11 protein-coding genes are annotated in these 15,645 nt (G+C 65.0%); 5 read left to right on the top strand and 6 right to left on the bottom strand.

Features of this window, described 5'->3' with window-relative positions; genetic code table 11:
• Window positions 1–99: 99 nt before the first annotated feature.
• Window positions 100–1,422, bottom strand: a complete 1,323-nt coding sequence (locus tag HGB39_RS15995; RefSeq protein ID WP_005568891.1) for a class I SAM-dependent methyltransferase — start codon at window positions 1,420–1,422, stop codon at window positions 100–102.
• 277 nt (window positions 1,423–1,699) lie between these two features.
• Between HGB39_RS15995 and HGB39_RS15990 the strand changes: the two genes are divergently transcribed.
• The gene (locus HGB39_RS15990; protein WP_037206268.1) at window positions 1,700–1,960 is read left to right on the top strand and encodes an acyl-CoA-binding protein; all 261 of its coding nucleotides are present in this window, start codon (window positions 1,700–1,702) and stop codon (window positions 1,958–1,960) included.
• A gap of 216 nt (window positions 1,961–2,176) precedes the next feature.
• Here the strand turns inward: HGB39_RS15990 and HGB39_RS15985 are convergent, their stop codons facing one another.
• The 4 genes from HGB39_RS15985 to HGB39_RS15970 all read right to left on the bottom strand — a co-directional run bounded on the left by HGB39_RS15985 (window position 2,177) and on the right by HGB39_RS15970 (window position 7,336).
• Entirely contained in the window at window positions 2,177–3,247 is a 1,071-nt protein-coding gene (locus HGB39_RS15985; RefSeq protein ID WP_247607427.1) for an AraC family transcriptional regulator, read from the bottom strand.
• Between the two features lie 215 nt (window positions 3,248–3,462).
• Window positions 3,463–4,497 carry a carbon-nitrogen hydrolase family protein gene (locus HGB39_RS15980; protein ID WP_005568889.1) on the bottom strand — a complete coding sequence of 345 codons (1,035 nt, stop codon included), beginning with the start codon at window positions 4,495–4,497 and terminating at the stop codon, window positions 3,463–3,465.
• Window positions 4,497–6,929 carry an oxidoreductase gene (locus HGB39_RS15975; protein ID WP_267204548.1) on the bottom strand — a complete coding sequence of 811 codons (2,433 nt, stop codon included), beginning with the start codon at window positions 6,927–6,929 and terminating at the stop codon, window positions 4,497–4,499. The genes HGB39_RS15980 and HGB39_RS15975 overlap by 1 nt, the downstream gene beginning before the upstream one ends.
• Window positions 6,926–7,336: an acyl-CoA thioesterase gene (locus tag HGB39_RS15970; protein ID WP_005568887.1), complete on the bottom strand. Its 411-nt coding sequence runs from the start codon at window positions 7,334–7,336 to the stop codon at window positions 6,926–6,928. The genes HGB39_RS15975 and HGB39_RS15970 overlap by 4 nt, the downstream gene beginning before the upstream one ends.
• Window positions 7,337–7,534: 198 nt before the next feature.
• Between HGB39_RS15970 and HGB39_RS15965 the strand changes: the two genes are divergently transcribed.
• The 4 genes from HGB39_RS15965 (at window position 7,535) to HGB39_RS15950 (ending at window position 14,211) form a co-directional block, all read left to right on the top strand.
• On the top strand, window positions 7,535–8,647 hold the full coding sequence (locus tag HGB39_RS15965; RefSeq protein ID WP_005568886.1) for a cupin domain-containing protein: 1,113 nt from the start codon (window positions 7,535–7,537) through the stop codon (window positions 8,645–8,647).
• 47 nt (window positions 8,648–8,694) lie between these two features.
• Window positions 8,695–9,591: a fumarylacetoacetate hydrolase family protein gene (locus HGB39_RS15960; RefSeq protein WP_005568885.1), complete on the top strand. Its 897-nt coding sequence runs from the start codon at window positions 8,695–8,697 to the stop codon at window positions 9,589–9,591.
• A 27-nt stretch (window positions 9,592–9,618) separates the two neighbouring features.
• A complete protein-coding gene (locus tag HGB39_RS15955; RefSeq protein ID WP_005568884.1) occupies window positions 9,619–10,416 on the top strand; it encodes a maleate cis-trans isomerase family protein in 798 nt (265 codons plus the stop codon).
• Between the two features lie 279 nt (window positions 10,417–10,695).
• Entirely contained in the window at window positions 10,696–14,211 is a 3,516-nt protein-coding gene (locus HGB39_RS15950; RefSeq protein WP_005568883.1) for a serine/threonine-protein kinase, read from the top strand.
• A gap of 163 nt (window positions 14,212–14,374) precedes the next feature.
• On the opposite strand, the gene HGB39_RS15945 is transcribed toward HGB39_RS15950, so the two are convergent.
• A complete protein-coding gene (locus HGB39_RS15945; RefSeq protein ID WP_005568882.1) occupies window positions 14,375–15,613 on the bottom strand; it encodes a dienelactone hydrolase family protein in 1,239 nt (412 codons plus the stop codon).
• Between the last annotated feature and the right edge of the window lie 32 nt (window positions 15,614–15,645).

Raw genomic sequence — 15,645 nt, 5'->3', positions numbered from 1 at the left:
CGGTGGATCGAGAAGTCGAAGGATCCGGTGAGGCGCGCTCATACCGAACAATCTGAGTGTCGGCCGTCGTCGGTTGAATTGTCTACTTCCCGACGGTTTTCACTGTTCGCGACCCGGCCAAGATGCTATCGGTGCGGATGACTGCAAGAGTTCGGCGCGGGTGCCGGGCATGCCGCTGTCACCCCGTTCGGAGGATTTGACTGCCAGAACCTGGTTGATCCCGAACCGATTCGCCGCAAAAGCCAACGCCGCGCCGGCCATGTACAGCCGCCATACCCGTGCCCGCCCGGCGCTGCTGTGGGACACCGCTTCGTCCCAGTTCGCCTCCAGGTTCCCCACCCAGGCCCGCAGGGTCAGCGCGTAGTGCTCGCGCAGGGACTCGACGTCGCGCACCTCGAACCCGGCCCCTTCGAGCGCCTCGATCATCGGTGCGATCGGTTCGATTTCTCCGTCGGGGAACACATAGCGATCGATGAAGGACGTTTTGGAGAACTTGGCAGCGGGTTTGCCTGGTCGTCGCGAGATCGCGTGGTTGAGCAACCGCCCCCGCGGGCGCAGCAGCGCGAACAGGTCCGCGGCGTAGGTCGCCAGCATCGCGGCACCGACGTGCTCGGCCATGCCGATGCTCGAGATCGCGTCGTAGGGACCGTCTGTGACGTCGCGGTAGTCCTGGACTCGGATCTGCACCAAGTCCCCCACACCCGCGTCGACCATCCGTTTGCCGGCGTACTCCGCCTGCTCGTGGGACAGGGTGACACCGACGACGTGCACGCCGTAGTTGCGTGCCGCGTGCAGCGCGAAGGTCCCCCACCCGCAGCCGACGTCGAGGACCCGCATCCCCGCGGTCAGGCCGAGTTTGCGGGCCACCAGATCACATTTGGCGTACTGGGCCGCGTCCAGATCAGCGCTCGGCTCCGCCCAATATGCGCACGAGTAGGTCATCGACTCACCGAGCACCAGTCGATAGAAGCCGTTACCGACGTCGTAGTGGTGGCTGATCGCGGCGGCGTCACGATCCTTGTCGTGCCGGTGCCCGCGCGCCGGTTTCATCTCCTCCGCCGGCGGCTTCGGTGGCAGGCCGATGATCCCCAGACGCAGCGCCGCTGTCGCCAGTGCCTTCTTCGTTTGCTTGTCGATCCGCACACCGGGACCCCTGCTCGGGTCCGACACCTGCTCCAATACGTCCAGCCCGGCCAGCAGGTCTCCCTCGATGTCGATGTCGCCGGACACGTAGGCCCGAGCGAAACCGAGATCGTTGGGCGCCCACAGCAACCGCCGCAGACCACGCCGATTGACGATGTGCACCTGCCACGGCGCGTCCGAAGGCCCACTGCGACTACCGTCCCAACACATGATCCCCACCGGGACCTGCGCACCCACCACCGCACGAACCAGCGGCGCCACCGTGTCAGCGACCGTCATACACACCTCCGTCGAAGTTCGGGGTCCGACCAGCGCACAGGACTGTCGACCCGCACCAACGTCCCGCAAACCCACCTCGTCGACCATATCGATGAAACCCCCGTTGCCGCACACCTTCACACCGATTCCCGCTCGGCATAACCCTGCCTCTGAACGCCGCTCGGCTTCACGCGCCGACCGCGATGACGCACAGCCAACTCGGAGCGAACGGATCAGGCGCCCTCGGCTCCGGCGGTACGATGGCGTCGACGAGTCCGTCCGAGAGCCAGGGGTGCCCATGTCGGATCTGGATCAGGCGTTTACCGATGCACAGGAGAACGTCAAGAAGCTCACCTCGCGGCCTGCCAACGATGAGCTACTGCGGCTGTACGCGCTGTTCAAGCAGGGGTCGAAGGGTGATGTCGAGGGCAAGCGGCCCGGTCGGTTGGACATGGTCAACCGCGCCAAGTACGATGCCTGGGCCAAGTTGGCGGGTACGAGCAGCGCCGACGCCAAGCAGGGCTACGTCGACCTGGTAGCCAGGCTCACGCAGGGCTGAGTTCGGAAGTTCCGGTCCCGTGCTGCCCGATCGACCCATACGAGAGCCGAATTCTTGTCGCCGCAAGCCGACGTGCGCCCGCACGCGCAGGGCGTGCCCGGTGCGCAGGACGTCGTCGACAGGCTGTGCAGCGCGCGCATCGAGACGGGCGTGTCAAGGCGGGACCTCGAGGCACAGAGGGCGAAGACGGGTCGGCGGTCCAGGACAGACCGACCGTCATCGGCGGAGGGTTTCCGAGGGCGACTCGCCGAACTTTTCGCGGTACTGCACCGAGAATCGTCCGAGATGGAGGAATCCACACCTGGTAGCCGCATCGGACACCGTCGTCGTCGACGGATCGGCGTCGAGGAGCCACGTGCGGACCGCCTTCATTCGGACCTCGCGCAGGTATCCCATCGGGGTGGTGCCGAAATACTTCTTGAAACCGTCTTGAAGTGCCCGCACGCTGATTCCCGTGGCAGATGCGACATCCTCGACGGTGAGCAGTTCGTCAGCGTGGTGCTCGAGGATTTCGACTGCGCGGCGAATAGTTCGAGGCGCCACCGGCACTGGCCGCTGCAACACTTCGGTGTAGTTATGGGGTTGGGCCACGATGAGCTGACTCAGCAGCAGTCGTTCGAACTCTTTCATGACGATCGGCTCGGTAGGGAGAGATCCACCGTTCTCCATCTCGGCACGCAAGAGCGTGAGCATGCCGCGCCACGATCGGATACCCGGTCGGTCCAGTTCCATGTGGGGGTCGAACCGCAGGGGCTCGCGGAGCGGCGCCCCGAGTGCCTCTTGCAACTGCCTCTCCATGCTCTGGCGATCGAGGCGAACGATCAGCTGCCGGTTCCCTCGGTGCCATTGCATGGTCACCGACCCGCCCGGTTGCAGGATCGATGCGACGGCGGGCGTCGACTCGAACGTTTCTGAACCCCAAGTTATTTCCGCCACTCCGGAGAGGGGAATCTGAATGAGATAGAAATCGTCGAGATCACTCGGGCGAATGCACATCCCGGTGCCGTAATCCAGGTAGTGCAGACCGACAGTTCCGGCGGTGGCCGAGTGAAACCTGACGGGCGAGGCGCCACCGGTGCCGATGGGTTCGAGCGTGTGCGGGCAGAAGGCGGAACCCACCGCCGACCTAACCTCGTCCAGATCGATTGTGTGAACCTGTTCGAACCGGGCAATGGGCAACGCAGTCGCCCCGTCCGCAGTTGATCTCGGGTCCATCGCCATCCTAGCCTTCCAGCGCGTTCGAAATAGCGACATCAGAACGATCGTCACAATCTCTACGTACGCCATCGTACCTGCCTGGGTTTTCTCAGGAAGCGCGATTTCCCCAGCTGCACTACCCCGACGACAGCCGATTCGGCTCACGGCAAGGCAGGGAGGGAAGCATGTGGTATCGGGGCACCTACCCAGTGCGGCACCCGTCGCCATCACGTGATTTCTTGGGTTAACCCTGGGAACCACTGCCTCCGCAGATCCGAGCTGTGCGGGCGGGTGCCGCCGGGTGTCTATCTCGCCGGGATCTCGTCCTCACGCCAGGGGCCGATCAGTGCGCCTTCCGGCTCCGGCGGTGGTCCTCCCGCCCCGTTGAAGGTGATGGGCTGCAATGGGGCGGTGTTGACGTTGAGAGAGAAGATGTCGAAGCGATTGTAGTGACCGATGATGTCGTGCATCTGCTTCGGCGCGATGCATCGTGCCAAGTCGATCTCGCCGTAGACGATCCCTTCCTTGTCCACTAGAGGTTCGGACACCGGGCGCCCGTCGGGTCCGAAAATCCCTGACAGGGCGCTGCGCTCGCGCCGTAGCATGTGCGCCGCTTCCTCGTCGTCCCCGGCGACGATGTCGATAATTTCCTCGGACACAGTCGAGCACGAGACGACGGAGAACAATTTGCCTTCGAAAGCGTGCGCCGCTGTCCGAATGGCGATGGCGTCGGCCATGTCGTAGTCCTTCGGCGCCACCGGGAGGGAGATGTAGTTGGCGACGTGCACGAGCTCTCCCTGCGCCAGCAGCGCGAAGCGGGCGAGGGTGTTCGTGTTCTCCCCACACGCGAGGACGCCGAGCGGACCGACTTCGGTTTGATGCACCCGGAGCGTCGACCCGTCGCCGTTGGTCCAGGTCAGCTTCTCAGCCCAGGTCGGTACCAGTTTCCGGTGAACAGCGATCAGGGAGCCGTCCGGCCCGATCGTGAGGACACTGTTGTACAGCACTCCCAGGCTGTGTCGGCCGCGTTCGTTGACACCGATCACAACCGTGGTCTTGGTGGCTGCCGCAGCGGCACGAAGGGTGTCCAGATGTGGACCGGGAATGTCGATGGCGGCCCGATACAGCCGTTCGAACCACTCCCCTCCCTTGACCGGGTTCATCGTCCAGTTCCAGTACGGGTACCCGGGGACGAACACCTCGGGAAAGGCGATCAGCGTGGCGCCGGCCGCGGCGGCCTCGTGGATGAGCCCGACCGCTTTCTCTACGGTGGCGTCGGGGTCGAGATACACCGGGGAGGCCTGCACGGCGGCCGCGGTGAAACGCGGGAAGGTGTCCATCAGCGTGCCGCCTCGGTGACGGCGCTTGCGCCTGGGCGCCAGCGTTGGTGGATGTCGTGTTCCGTCTCCCCGAACAAGGCCAACTGGGGCCGCGCCCGTCCGGCTGTGGGCGGCTTCGCCGATCCGGCAGCGTAGAGAGTCGGCCATTGTCCACCAGCTCCGCGGTATCCGATCTCAGCGGCGGCGTGCAGGGTCCAGGCGGGGTTGTGCAGGTGCGCGCGGCCGATCGCGATGAGGTCGGCACGCCCTGCAAGCAGGATCGAGTTGGCGTCGTCGTCGGAGGAAATGGCGCCGACGGCGATGGTGGTGATGCCCACGTCAGCGCGGATGCGCTCGGCGAAGGGGGTCTGGTAACCGCGCCCGTACTCGGGGCGCTCGTCGGCCACGACCTCACCGCTGGAGACGTCGATGGCGTCGACTCCGTGTTCGGCGAAGGCCCGCGCGATGGCGACGGCGTCGTCGATGGTGGTGCCGCCCGGGTGCCAGTCGACCGCCGAAATCCGCACGAGGAGCGCCTTGCCTTTCGGCCAGGCCACCCGGACCGCGTCTATGACCTGCAGCGGGAATCGGAGACGGTTACGCAAGCTTCCACCGAAGTCGTCGGTGCGCTGGTTCGTCAGCGGCGAGAGGAAGGTCGAGAGCAAGAATCCGTGCCCGGCCTGGATTTCGAGGACATCGAATCCGGCGGTGTCGGCGGCCCGGGCGGCCCGGGCGAAGTCCTCGGCGATGCCCTCCAGCTCGGAAGCGTCGAGTTCGCGGGGCGCGGGGAGGTCACCGAAAGCGATCGGGGACGGGCCGACGGTCTCCCAGCCCTTGTCACCGAGGGAGGTACCGACGGTTCCGGCGGTGGGAACGGTGGTCGCACCCTTGCGTCCGGAATGGTTGAGCTGGACACCGATGGCCGCGGTGGTGTTGTTGTGGACCAGATTGGCGATCCGGCGGTAGGCGAAGATTTGTTCGGGGGCGTACAGGCCGGCGCACGCGGGTGTGACCCGTCCGGCAGCGCTGACGGCGGTCATGCCGGTCATCACCAGGCCGGCGCCGCCGAGTGCCGCGCCGGCCAGGCGTGCGAGTTCCGCGTCGCCGACTATCCCGTCCGTGGCGGAGTAGGTGGCCACGGGTGCGGCGACGATGCGGTTCTTCAGCCGCGTGTTCGCGATCCGATAGGGCTCGAACATCGGACGGGGCGGCTGTTCGGTGGAGTCCGCCGGCTGGGCACGGTGGTACCAGTCGTTGAGGGTGTCGATGTATTCCGGATCGCGGTCGCGCAGGTTGTTGTAGGTGACGCGGCGGCTGCGGGTGAGCAGGTTGAAGCCGAACTGTGGCGGTTCCTGCCCGACGGAGTGCTCGATCGACTCGAACCACTCCAGGCTCGCCTGCGCCGCACGTTGCGTGGATTCGACGACGGGTCGCCGTTCCTGCTCGTAGCGGAGCAGGGCCTGCGCGACGTCCCGGTCGTCGACTGTCAGGCTCGCTGCGAGAGCGAGGGAGTCCTCCATGGCGAGCTTGGTTCCCGAGCCGATGGAGAAGTGCGCGGTGTGCGCGGCATCGCCGAGGAGGACGATGTTGCCGTCGCGCCACGACGTGTTGCGGACCGTCGAGAACTGGATCCAACGGGAATTGTTCGTCAGTAGCTGGTGCCCCTCGAGATGCTCGCCGAGCAGACCGGCGCACAACTCGACGCTTTTCGTATCGCTCTGCCCGACGGTCAGCTCCTCGGCGGCGAAGGTGTCGAATCCCGCGTTACACCAAGTCTTCTCGCTCATCTCGACGATGAAGGTGCTGCGTTCACTGCTGAACGGATAGGCATGCACCTGGATCGGCCCGAATGCTGTCTCCGCGACGATAAAGGTGAACGCGTCGAAGATCTTGTCGGTCGCCAGCCACATGTAGCGGCAGTTCCGCACGTCGAGGTCGGGCCCGTACGCTTCGGGACGCGCCTTGCGGGTGACCGAATTGACTCCGTCGGCGGCCACCACCAGGTCGTGCGTGCGGGCGAGCTCTTCTGCCGCGGGGGCGATGGTTTCGTATCGCACGTCGACACCGAGTTGTGCGCACCGCGTCTGCAGGATGTTGAGCAGGGTCCGTCGCTCGATAGCCGCGAACCCGTGTCCTCCCGAGGTCAGCACCTGACCCCGGTAGTGGATGTCGATATCGGACCACCGGGCGAACTGCGCTTCCATCTCCGCGAAGATCGCCGGATCCGCCGCAGTGATTCCGTCGAGGGTCTCATCCGAGAACACGACTCCGAAGCCGAAGGTCATGTCGGCGGCGTTTCGCTCGAATGCCGTGACCTCCCGTCGCGGGTCCAGTTGCTTGGCCAACGCGGCGAAATACAGGCCGCCCGGTCCGCCACCGATCACCGCGATCTTCAACGACGGCAGGCCGGCGTCGACTCGTGCAGAACGCGCTGTTGCTTCTTGACTGGTCACTTGGTCACCACTGCTTCCTGGGCACGAATCGTGCCGAATGCGTCGATTACGGGTTGCGGCCAGGGCGTCGACGTCGGCGACTGCGGGATGGCGTGGGCGACGATGAGGGTTCCGTCCGCCGCCACGCCCTCCTTGCCGCGCACCTCGAAGGCGTACTGGAGTGAGGTGTTACCCAGGCGAACAACCTCAAGGGTCACGGTCACCGTTTCGCCGAACCACAGCCGCGATCGGTAGTTAATCTCGTGGCGGACACGGGGAGTCTCCCCGAACAGCCACGCCAGATCGTGCTCGCGAAGCAGCGCCGCCTCGGCGGCTTCCACGAATCGCACGATGCACGAATGATGTTGGTGGCCAGCAGCATCGGTGTCGTACCACTCCACCGTCCGCTCGATCGTCACTTTCGCCATCTGTCACTGACCACCTTTCATCAAAGCCGATGACCGAACTTTATAGCGCTCTTGTGACGATCGTCAAGGCAGGTGTATATTCGATTTTGCGGCAGGCGGTGACGGCTTACGCAGTTCGATCGAAATCCACGCAGGTGAGGTCGGCCGCACGCGCCCAATGCCATACACATGCGTCGCCGACGAAAGGGAGGAACACACATGTCACTCAGTGACGACGTTCTCGGTCGGGCTCGGGTCAAGGACACCGAAGCCTTGGAAGCGTTCTATGACGAACTCGGCAAGCGCGACACTGTGGCGCTATGGACCGTGGCCAACAAGATCGAACCGTGGTTCCCTCAGCCGGCGTCCGTGCCCATTCTCTGGCGCTATGAGGACATCCGCCCATTCGTCATCGACTCGCTCGACCTGGTCAAACCGGAAGACGCCGGTCGACGGGTGGTGGCCCTGGTCAATCCCGAGCGCAAGGACGTCACCGCGGCCGTCGGCCTGCTGTACACCGGCCTGCAGGGAATGGGCCCCGGAGAGTCGATGACCGCACATCGCCACATGGCGGCCGCACTGCGCTTCGTCGTCGAAGGACAGGGCGCCTGGACGGTGGTGGACGGACAGAAACTGAAGGTCGGCCCCCGCGACTTCGCCATCACACCCAGTTTCACCTGGCACGAGCACGGCAACGAGGACTCGGACGAGCCGGTCATCTGGCAGGACGGACTCGACATCCCCCTGGTCAATGCCCTCGACGCCGGGTTCTACGAGGTCCACCCGAACCATTACCAAGAGCGGGGCGCGGTGGTCAACTCCTCGCTGCTCACCTATGGCGCGGGCCAACTTCGTCCCGTGGGCGTCGAGGACGGTTGGACCAAGCCCTACTCGCCGCTATTCGCCTACCCCTGGGAACCCACCTACGCCGCCTTGCGGAACGCCGCGAAAGCGTCGGAGGGATCGCCCTACGACGGAATCCTGCTCGAATACTCGAACCCGCGGACCGGCGGGTCGGTGATGCCGACGCTGAGCGCTCACATCCAGTTGCTCCGGGCCGACCAGCACACCCGCGCCCACCGGCACACCGGATCGGTCGTCTACAACGTGGCCAAGGGCGAAGGCTACTCGGTCATCGCGGGCCGACGATTCGACTGGAAGCAGGGCGACATCTTCGTCGTGCCCTCCTGGGCGTGGCACGAGCATGCCAACCTCAGCACCAGCGATGACGCGGTCCTGTTCTCCTTCAACGACTTCCCTGTCATGCGCTCGTTGTCCTTCTGGCGCGAGGAGGCATACCTGGAGAACGACGGTCACCAGCCGATTCAGTAACTCGCCTCGCACACCACTATCACCAACCCTCAGAACAAGGACCGTTCATGATTCTTCTGACCTTCTCCACTCGTGACAACACCCCCCGGCTCGGCGTCCAGCGCGACGACACGGTCATCGACGTCACCGCACTGGCACGGAGCACCGGCGCCGAAGTGCCGGCCGATCTGTCGACTCTGATCAACCAGGGCAGTGCGGGTCTCGCCGCGCTGACCGCGCTGGTGGCCAGTGACCAGGCCCCGCAGTTCAGCCTCCCGATCGCCGATGTCACCGTGCACGCCCCGCTGCGCCCGGGCAAGATCATCGGTGTCGGCCTCAATTACACCGAACACGTCGCCGAGTCGGCTCGGACCCTCGACACCGACAAGGATCTGCCCCAGCGCCCGGTGTTGTTCAGCAAGCCCGGCACCGCCGTCGTCGGCCCCGGCGAGCCGATCCGCCACAACGCGAACCTGACCAACCAGCTCGACTGGGAATGCGAGGTGGCCGTGGTCATTGGTCGCACCGCGAAGAACGTGTCGGCAGCCGACGCCCTCGACTACGTCTTCGGTTACAGCATCATCAACGACATCAGCGCCCGGGACCAGCGCCGCGGCGGCCAGTGGTTCTTCTCCAAGGGCCAGGACTCCTACGCGCCCTTCGGGCCGGTCATCCGCACCGCGGACGATCTCACCGACCCGCACGGCCTGGACCTGTCTCTGCGCGTGAACGGCGAAGTCAAGCAGAAGTCGAACAGCCGCTACATGCTGTTCAAGATCCCCGAGCTGATCGAGGACATCACCTCCGGAATGACCCTCGAGCCCGGAGACGTGATCGCTACCGGCTCCCCCGCCGGCGTCGGCGCCAGCTTCGTGCCCCAGCAGTTCCTCACCCCGGGTGACGTGGTCGAGTGCACCGTCGAATCGATCGGGACGTTGAGCAACCCGGTTATCGATGCTCGCTGACACCTGTCCGATCAGAAAGGAAGCCCGATGAGCACCCTCTCCTACCGCATCGGCCAGATCGTGCCGAGTTCCAATGTGACGATGGAAACGGAAATCCCCGCCCTCTTCCGCGCACGGGAAACGGTCGCCCCCGAGCGATTCACCTTCCACTCCAGCCGCATGCGGATGAAGGAGGTGACCAAGGAAGAGCTCGAGGCGATGGACGCCGACTCGACCCGATGCGCCGCCGAACTCTCCGATGCGAGAGTCGATGTCCTCGGCTACGCCTGCTTGGTGGCCATCATGAGCATGGGCAAGGGGTACCACTGCGTCTCCGAACAGAAGCTGGCTCAGATCACCCTCGATAACGGCGCCCCGGCACCCGTGGTTACCAGCGCCGGCGCACTGGTGACGGCCCTCGAGGTCCTGGAAGCGAAGAAGATCGCCCTGGTGGCGCCCTACATGAAGCCGCTCACCAAGCTCGTGGTCGAGTACATCAAGGACCAGGGCATCGACGTGGGCGACTATCGGGCACTGGAAATTCCGAACAATCTCGACGTGGCCGCCCACGATCCGCGCAATCTCGTGGGTATCGCCAAGCAACTCGACTACCAGGACGCCGACGTCATCGTGCTCTCGGCCTGTGTCCAGATGCCGTCACTGCAATCGATCGAGATCGTCGAGAACGAACTCGGCAAGCCGGTGATCTCTGCCGCAGTCTCCACCGCGCATCAACTGATGCGGGCGCTGGATCTGCCCGCGATCGCTCCCGGCGCCGGGTCGCTGCTGTCCGGAAAATACGCCCACGCTCCCTACACCCCGAGCCTGCCGATCGCCGCGACGTGATCCTTCCGGCCTTGGGCGCTATGTGACCGTGTGGGCCTCGACGCAATCCGCCGGGGCCCACACGGAGCCGTGGACCGCTCATTCAGTCGCATGCCGGCCCACACCGATCAAAACGGGGTGCCACCGCCGCCACGCTGGTGTGATACTGGGGCAGAGGTGAAGATATGTGCGAGCCCACGAGATCGCCGTCCGCTACGTATCGGCAATTGGACGGCCCGCCGATGGTCGGCGCAGCTGGAGCCAGAGCGCCCGGATCGACGTCACTGAAGGTGCGAACTGGTGGATGACCTCGACCCCTTCGCAACGCAAGCCGACGTCCACCCCGCGATCGCCGGCGAGTTGATTCTCGACGGCTTCGACGACCCCGTCGAGATCGGGCGCGGCGGATTCGGAGTCGTCTACCGGTGCATGGAAACTGCGCTCGATCGGACGGTCGCCATCAAGGTGCTCTCCTCCGGTGTGGATGAAGAAGACCGGAATCGCTTCCTCCGCGAGCAACAGGCCATGGGCCGGCTCTCCGGACATCCGAACATCGTGACCATCTACCACGCCAGTACCACGCCCCAAGGGCGGCCGTACATCGTGATGGAGTACCACCGCCACGGCTCTCTGGAAGCGATCATCCGCCGCGACGGACCGCTCGGCTGGGAGAAGGCGCTCGGTTTCGGCATCAAAATCGCCCTGGCCTTGGGCAGAGCGCACCAGGCCGGGATCCTTCATCGAGATGTCAAACCCTCCAACATCTTGCTCACCGACTACGGCGAACCCCAGCTCACAGACTTCGGCATCGCCCGCATCCACGGTGGTTTCCAGACCGGGACCGGCGTGGTGTTGGGTTCGCCTGCCTTCACCGCACCGGAAGTACTCACCGGACGAGCACCGACCGTGCAGTCCGATCTCTACAGCTTGGCCGCGACTCTCTTCTGCCTCATCACCGGCCACGCCGCCTTCCAGCGCCGCGACGGCGAACAACTGGTCGCGCAATTTCTTCGAATAACGTCCGAACCGGTGCCCGATCTCCGCCGGACCGGCATCCCCGCGCAGGTGTGCAGCGTCATCGAGCGCGCGATGTCGGAGGAGGTCGCGCGCCGCCAGGAGTCCGCAGAGGCATTCGAACAGGACCTCCGCACAGCCCTACGACGCACCAGCGCCGGATCCCCGGATCTGGTCCCGCCAGACGCGGAGATCACGCAACGCGGGCACCCAGACCTGACGCGTAGTTCGGAAGAACACGCCGGGCCGCCCTCGGTGACGCCGCCACGCTTCTCGACGAAGTACCGGCCACGTACCCAGCCCCGTGCCCCAGTGCAGCGGCGCCGCCTGATCGAGGCCCTGCACGCCGGCGGGGATCGGCGGCTCGCGCTGATTCATGCACCGGCAGGATTCGGCAAGAGCACCCTCGCCGCCCAGTGGCGCGACTTGTTGACCAACTCGGGAACGCCCGTCGCCTGGCTCAGTGTCGACAACGACGACAACAATGTCGCCTGGTTCCTGGCGCACCTCCTCGAAGCGATTACGCGGGTACGACCGTCACTTGCACGCGACCTGCCACAGGTGCTGCAAGAGCAGGGTGAGCAAGCCGCACGGTACGTCCTTTCCACACTGGTCGATGAGATTCATGACACGGGCGAGGTGATCACGGTCGTCATCGACGACTGGCACCGAGTTTCCGATACGGCGACGATCTCCGCGATGGCGGCGCTGCTCGACAGCGACTGTCACCACCTGCGATTTACCGTGACCAGCAGAACCCAGGCCGGGCTTCCGCTCAGCCGGTTGCGGGTACGCGACGAGTTGGTCGAAATCGATTCCACTGCGCTACGTTTCGACCTGCCGGAGGCGGAATCGTTCCTGGCCGACCAAGGGGGGCTCGCCCTCACCGCCGCCGACATAGCCGATCTTCGCGAATCCACGGACGGATGGGTGGCGGCCCTGCAACTGGTCTCGCTCTCGCTACGGGGACACACCGATCCGACCACGCTGATCGGTCAACTCTCCGGCCGCCACCACGCGATCGGCGAGTATCTCGCCGAGAATGTCCTGACATCGCTCGAACCCGATCTTCTCAACTTTCTGCTCGCGACGTCGGCGACTGAACGCATCAGTGGTGGACTCGCGTCGGCGCTGACCGGTAGCAGTCACGGTCAGGCTCGGCTCGAGGAGATCGAGAACCGGGACCTGTTCCTGCGACGACTCGACGAGGACGGTGAGTGGTTCCGTTATCACCACTTGTTCGCAGAGTTCTTGCGGCGCCGGCTCGAACGGGACCAACCGGACATGGTCGGCGAACTTCATCACCGTGCGTCCCACTGGTTCGGTGAGCACCACCTGCTCAGTGAGGCCGTCGATCACGCCTTGGCATCGGGTGATCCCGACCTGGCGGTGACGTGGGTCGAACGCGAGGGAATGCGATTGGTCGAACAGTCCCAGATGGCGACGCTGATCGGACTGATCGACAAGCTCCCATCCCGACAGGTGATCGCACACCCGGTGTTACAGATCGCATTGGCCTGGTCGCATGTACTGCTGCATCACCCGGCGCCCTCGGCGCTTCGGGCACTGGACCGCGCGGAATCATCGCTGACCCAGCGCACTCGCGCAGACGAGGACACGACGGCCCTGTTGATCGAGGCTTCGTTGGTCAGGGGCGTTGTCGAACTCTTCGGCGATCGTTCCGACACGCTCAGCGAGCGGATCTCGGACTGCCTCGAACGGCCCGAGGCTGTGCGGCCGTTCGTCGTGTCGGGGGCGGCGAATGTCGCGTCCTTCGAGGCGATCTACCGGTTCGACTTCGCCGCGGCCCGCCGATGGCAGGAATGGGCGACCCCCTACAACCAGCAGACATCGGGACCGTTCAGCGTTCTATACGGATACTGCTTCGCCGGGATCGCCGCACACGAACAGCTTGACATCACCGCGGCCGAGAGATACTTCCGGATGGCGCTACGGCTGGCGAAACAATCCGGCGGCGGGCAATCGTATGCATCCCGCGTGGCCGGCGCGATCTTGGGAGACTTGCTGTACGAGCAGGGTCATGTGCCCGACGCCGAAGAACTTCTCGACGCCAGTCATAGCCTTCGGTCCGAGGGCGGCATCGTCGATTTCATGCTCGCGACCTACGGCACCGGATCTCGTATCAAGACTCTGCGCGGAGATCTCGGTGCCGCGTGCCGACTCCTCGACGAAGGGGCTGAGATCGCCGACATGCTGACGCTGCCGCGGCTGGCCGCCCGAATTCGGAACGAGAGGATACGGTTGGCGCTCGCCATTCCTGCGGTTCTCGATGAGCATCCGCGGTGGGCACAGACAGTCCCCAGGGACAGCGCCGGCCCGGCGTCCCGCACGAGCGGGATCGACCTGATCACGTGGGAGCTGCACGAAGACTCCGACATTCGGCTCCTGCTCCACGCCGCCTCGCCGACGGATCGGGAATCGTCGGCGGCCGCGTGTCGTCGATCGCAGGCGCTGGTGGAGCGAATCTCCCGGCAGGCGCGATCGAAAGCGCTGCTCCGGGCGAGGCTTCTGCACACCACGTGTCTGTTCGCAGCTGGCCGTACGTCGGAGGCGAAAGAGTGTGTGGTACCGGCTTTGGCGCTCTGCGCCGACCGCGGACTCCCGCGCGTCGTGCTCGACGCAGGGTCGGCGGTGGCCGAGGTGGTCGCCTCGCTCGAGACCGATCTGCGGCTCGGCAGATGGCAACGAGGATGGGAACGCGTCCCGAGTTCATTTCTCACGCAAGTGGTGGACGACTCCGGGGCCAGCGACGCTGGTGATCGGCCGGTGTCCACGACGTAGGCCGCGGCACGGGGCCGCATCGGTTCGCCGTGGTTGGGGGTGACCGCACCACAGGACGTCAGATGCAAGCAGGCTGCAACCGGCCTACGGTCGCGCCCACGCTCGGCGGGCGCCGTACGCCGGCTGCATCGACCTACTGCGCGAACCTACCGTCGGCAGGTCGCTAATCGATCGGCCTGCCCTCGCTGCTCGCCCAGCTGGGCATGAGTTCGTTCGAGGGAAGCGCCTTGTCGAGAAGTTTTCTGCCCTGCGCGATGCCGGCAACGGGGAGCCCGTCCGGATCGAGCAAGCCGATCTGCACCAGCACTCCGGCCTGATCCCAGTAGATGTGCTCGTTGTACAGCTTGTCGCCGCGCAGGGTGACGACAGCGACCAGCGGGATTTCGACGTATCGTCCGGTCGGCGCGACACCGGGAAGCATCCAGTCGATCTCGCGGTCGTGTGTGAAGCAGAACAGCTGCTCTTCGACGATCCGATCGGCTCCGACGGTACGAGAAATCGGGATCGTCTTGGTGTCGGCCGGATTGTTGTGCACGAAATGGTGGGCGTAGAACCGTGAGAGGTCCTTCTGACCGACGCCACCTGTCAGCGTCGGGATGTGGTTGACGTAGGGTTCGTCGACCATGGTCGCCATGGTGGCGGGGACGTCACGGGCCTCGAACTCGTAATAGATGTGCCGGTCCCAGAGTGCGGACAGATCGTATCGGGGTCCGATGGTGGCGTGCAGAACCTCGAGGGTGCGCGAGTAGGCGAGCCCCGCGGAGAGGGGTTCGAAGACATCGCGGCCGTGGGTGGCGAATGCATGATCGACGCCGGGGTAGTCGTAGATGCGCACCTGGTCGTTGTCGTCGAACGCCTTGCGGATGGAGTTTCGGGCATCCTCGGGGCAGTACGAGTCGAGTTCAGCGAGGTGGAAGACCACGGGAACTGTCAGCTCAGTCGCCGCATCGAGGTGATCGTGGACACCGACACCGTAGTAGCTGATGGCGCAGTCGACGTCGAACCGGACCGCGGACAGGTAGGCGAGCAGTCCGCCGAGGCAGTATCCGATGAGTCCGACGCCGCCGACGTGATTGGTCAGGCCACGAAGGGCTGTGACGGTGTCGCCGATGTCCGTGACGGCCAGGTCCTCGTCGAGTTCGTCCCGCAGCTCGAGCCCGCGCGTGAATCCGGCCTGGTCGTAACCGAGTTCCTGCCGAGCACCCGAGCGCCAGAACAGGTCGGGGACCAGTACCACGTAGCCTTCCTCGGCATAACGGTCGGCCATGTCCCGCATGTAGTCGTTGATTCCGAAAATTTCTTGCAGGAGAACCAGTCCCGGGCCAGAGCCCTGGGCCGGTTCGGCAAGATACGCGGCGAACGACTCACCGGAGCTCTTGCTGATATCGATGTACTTACCCATTGATTCGTGTCGCTTTCGGTGGAGAAACTGCG

The sequence above is a fragment of the Rhodococcus opacus genome (genome assembly GCF_012396235.1).
Lineage (GTDB): Bacteria > Actinomycetota > Actinomycetes > Mycobacteriales > Mycobacteriaceae > Rhodococcus_F > Rhodococcus_F opacus.
This window is presented reverse-complemented; position numbering and strand designations above follow the sequence as displayed.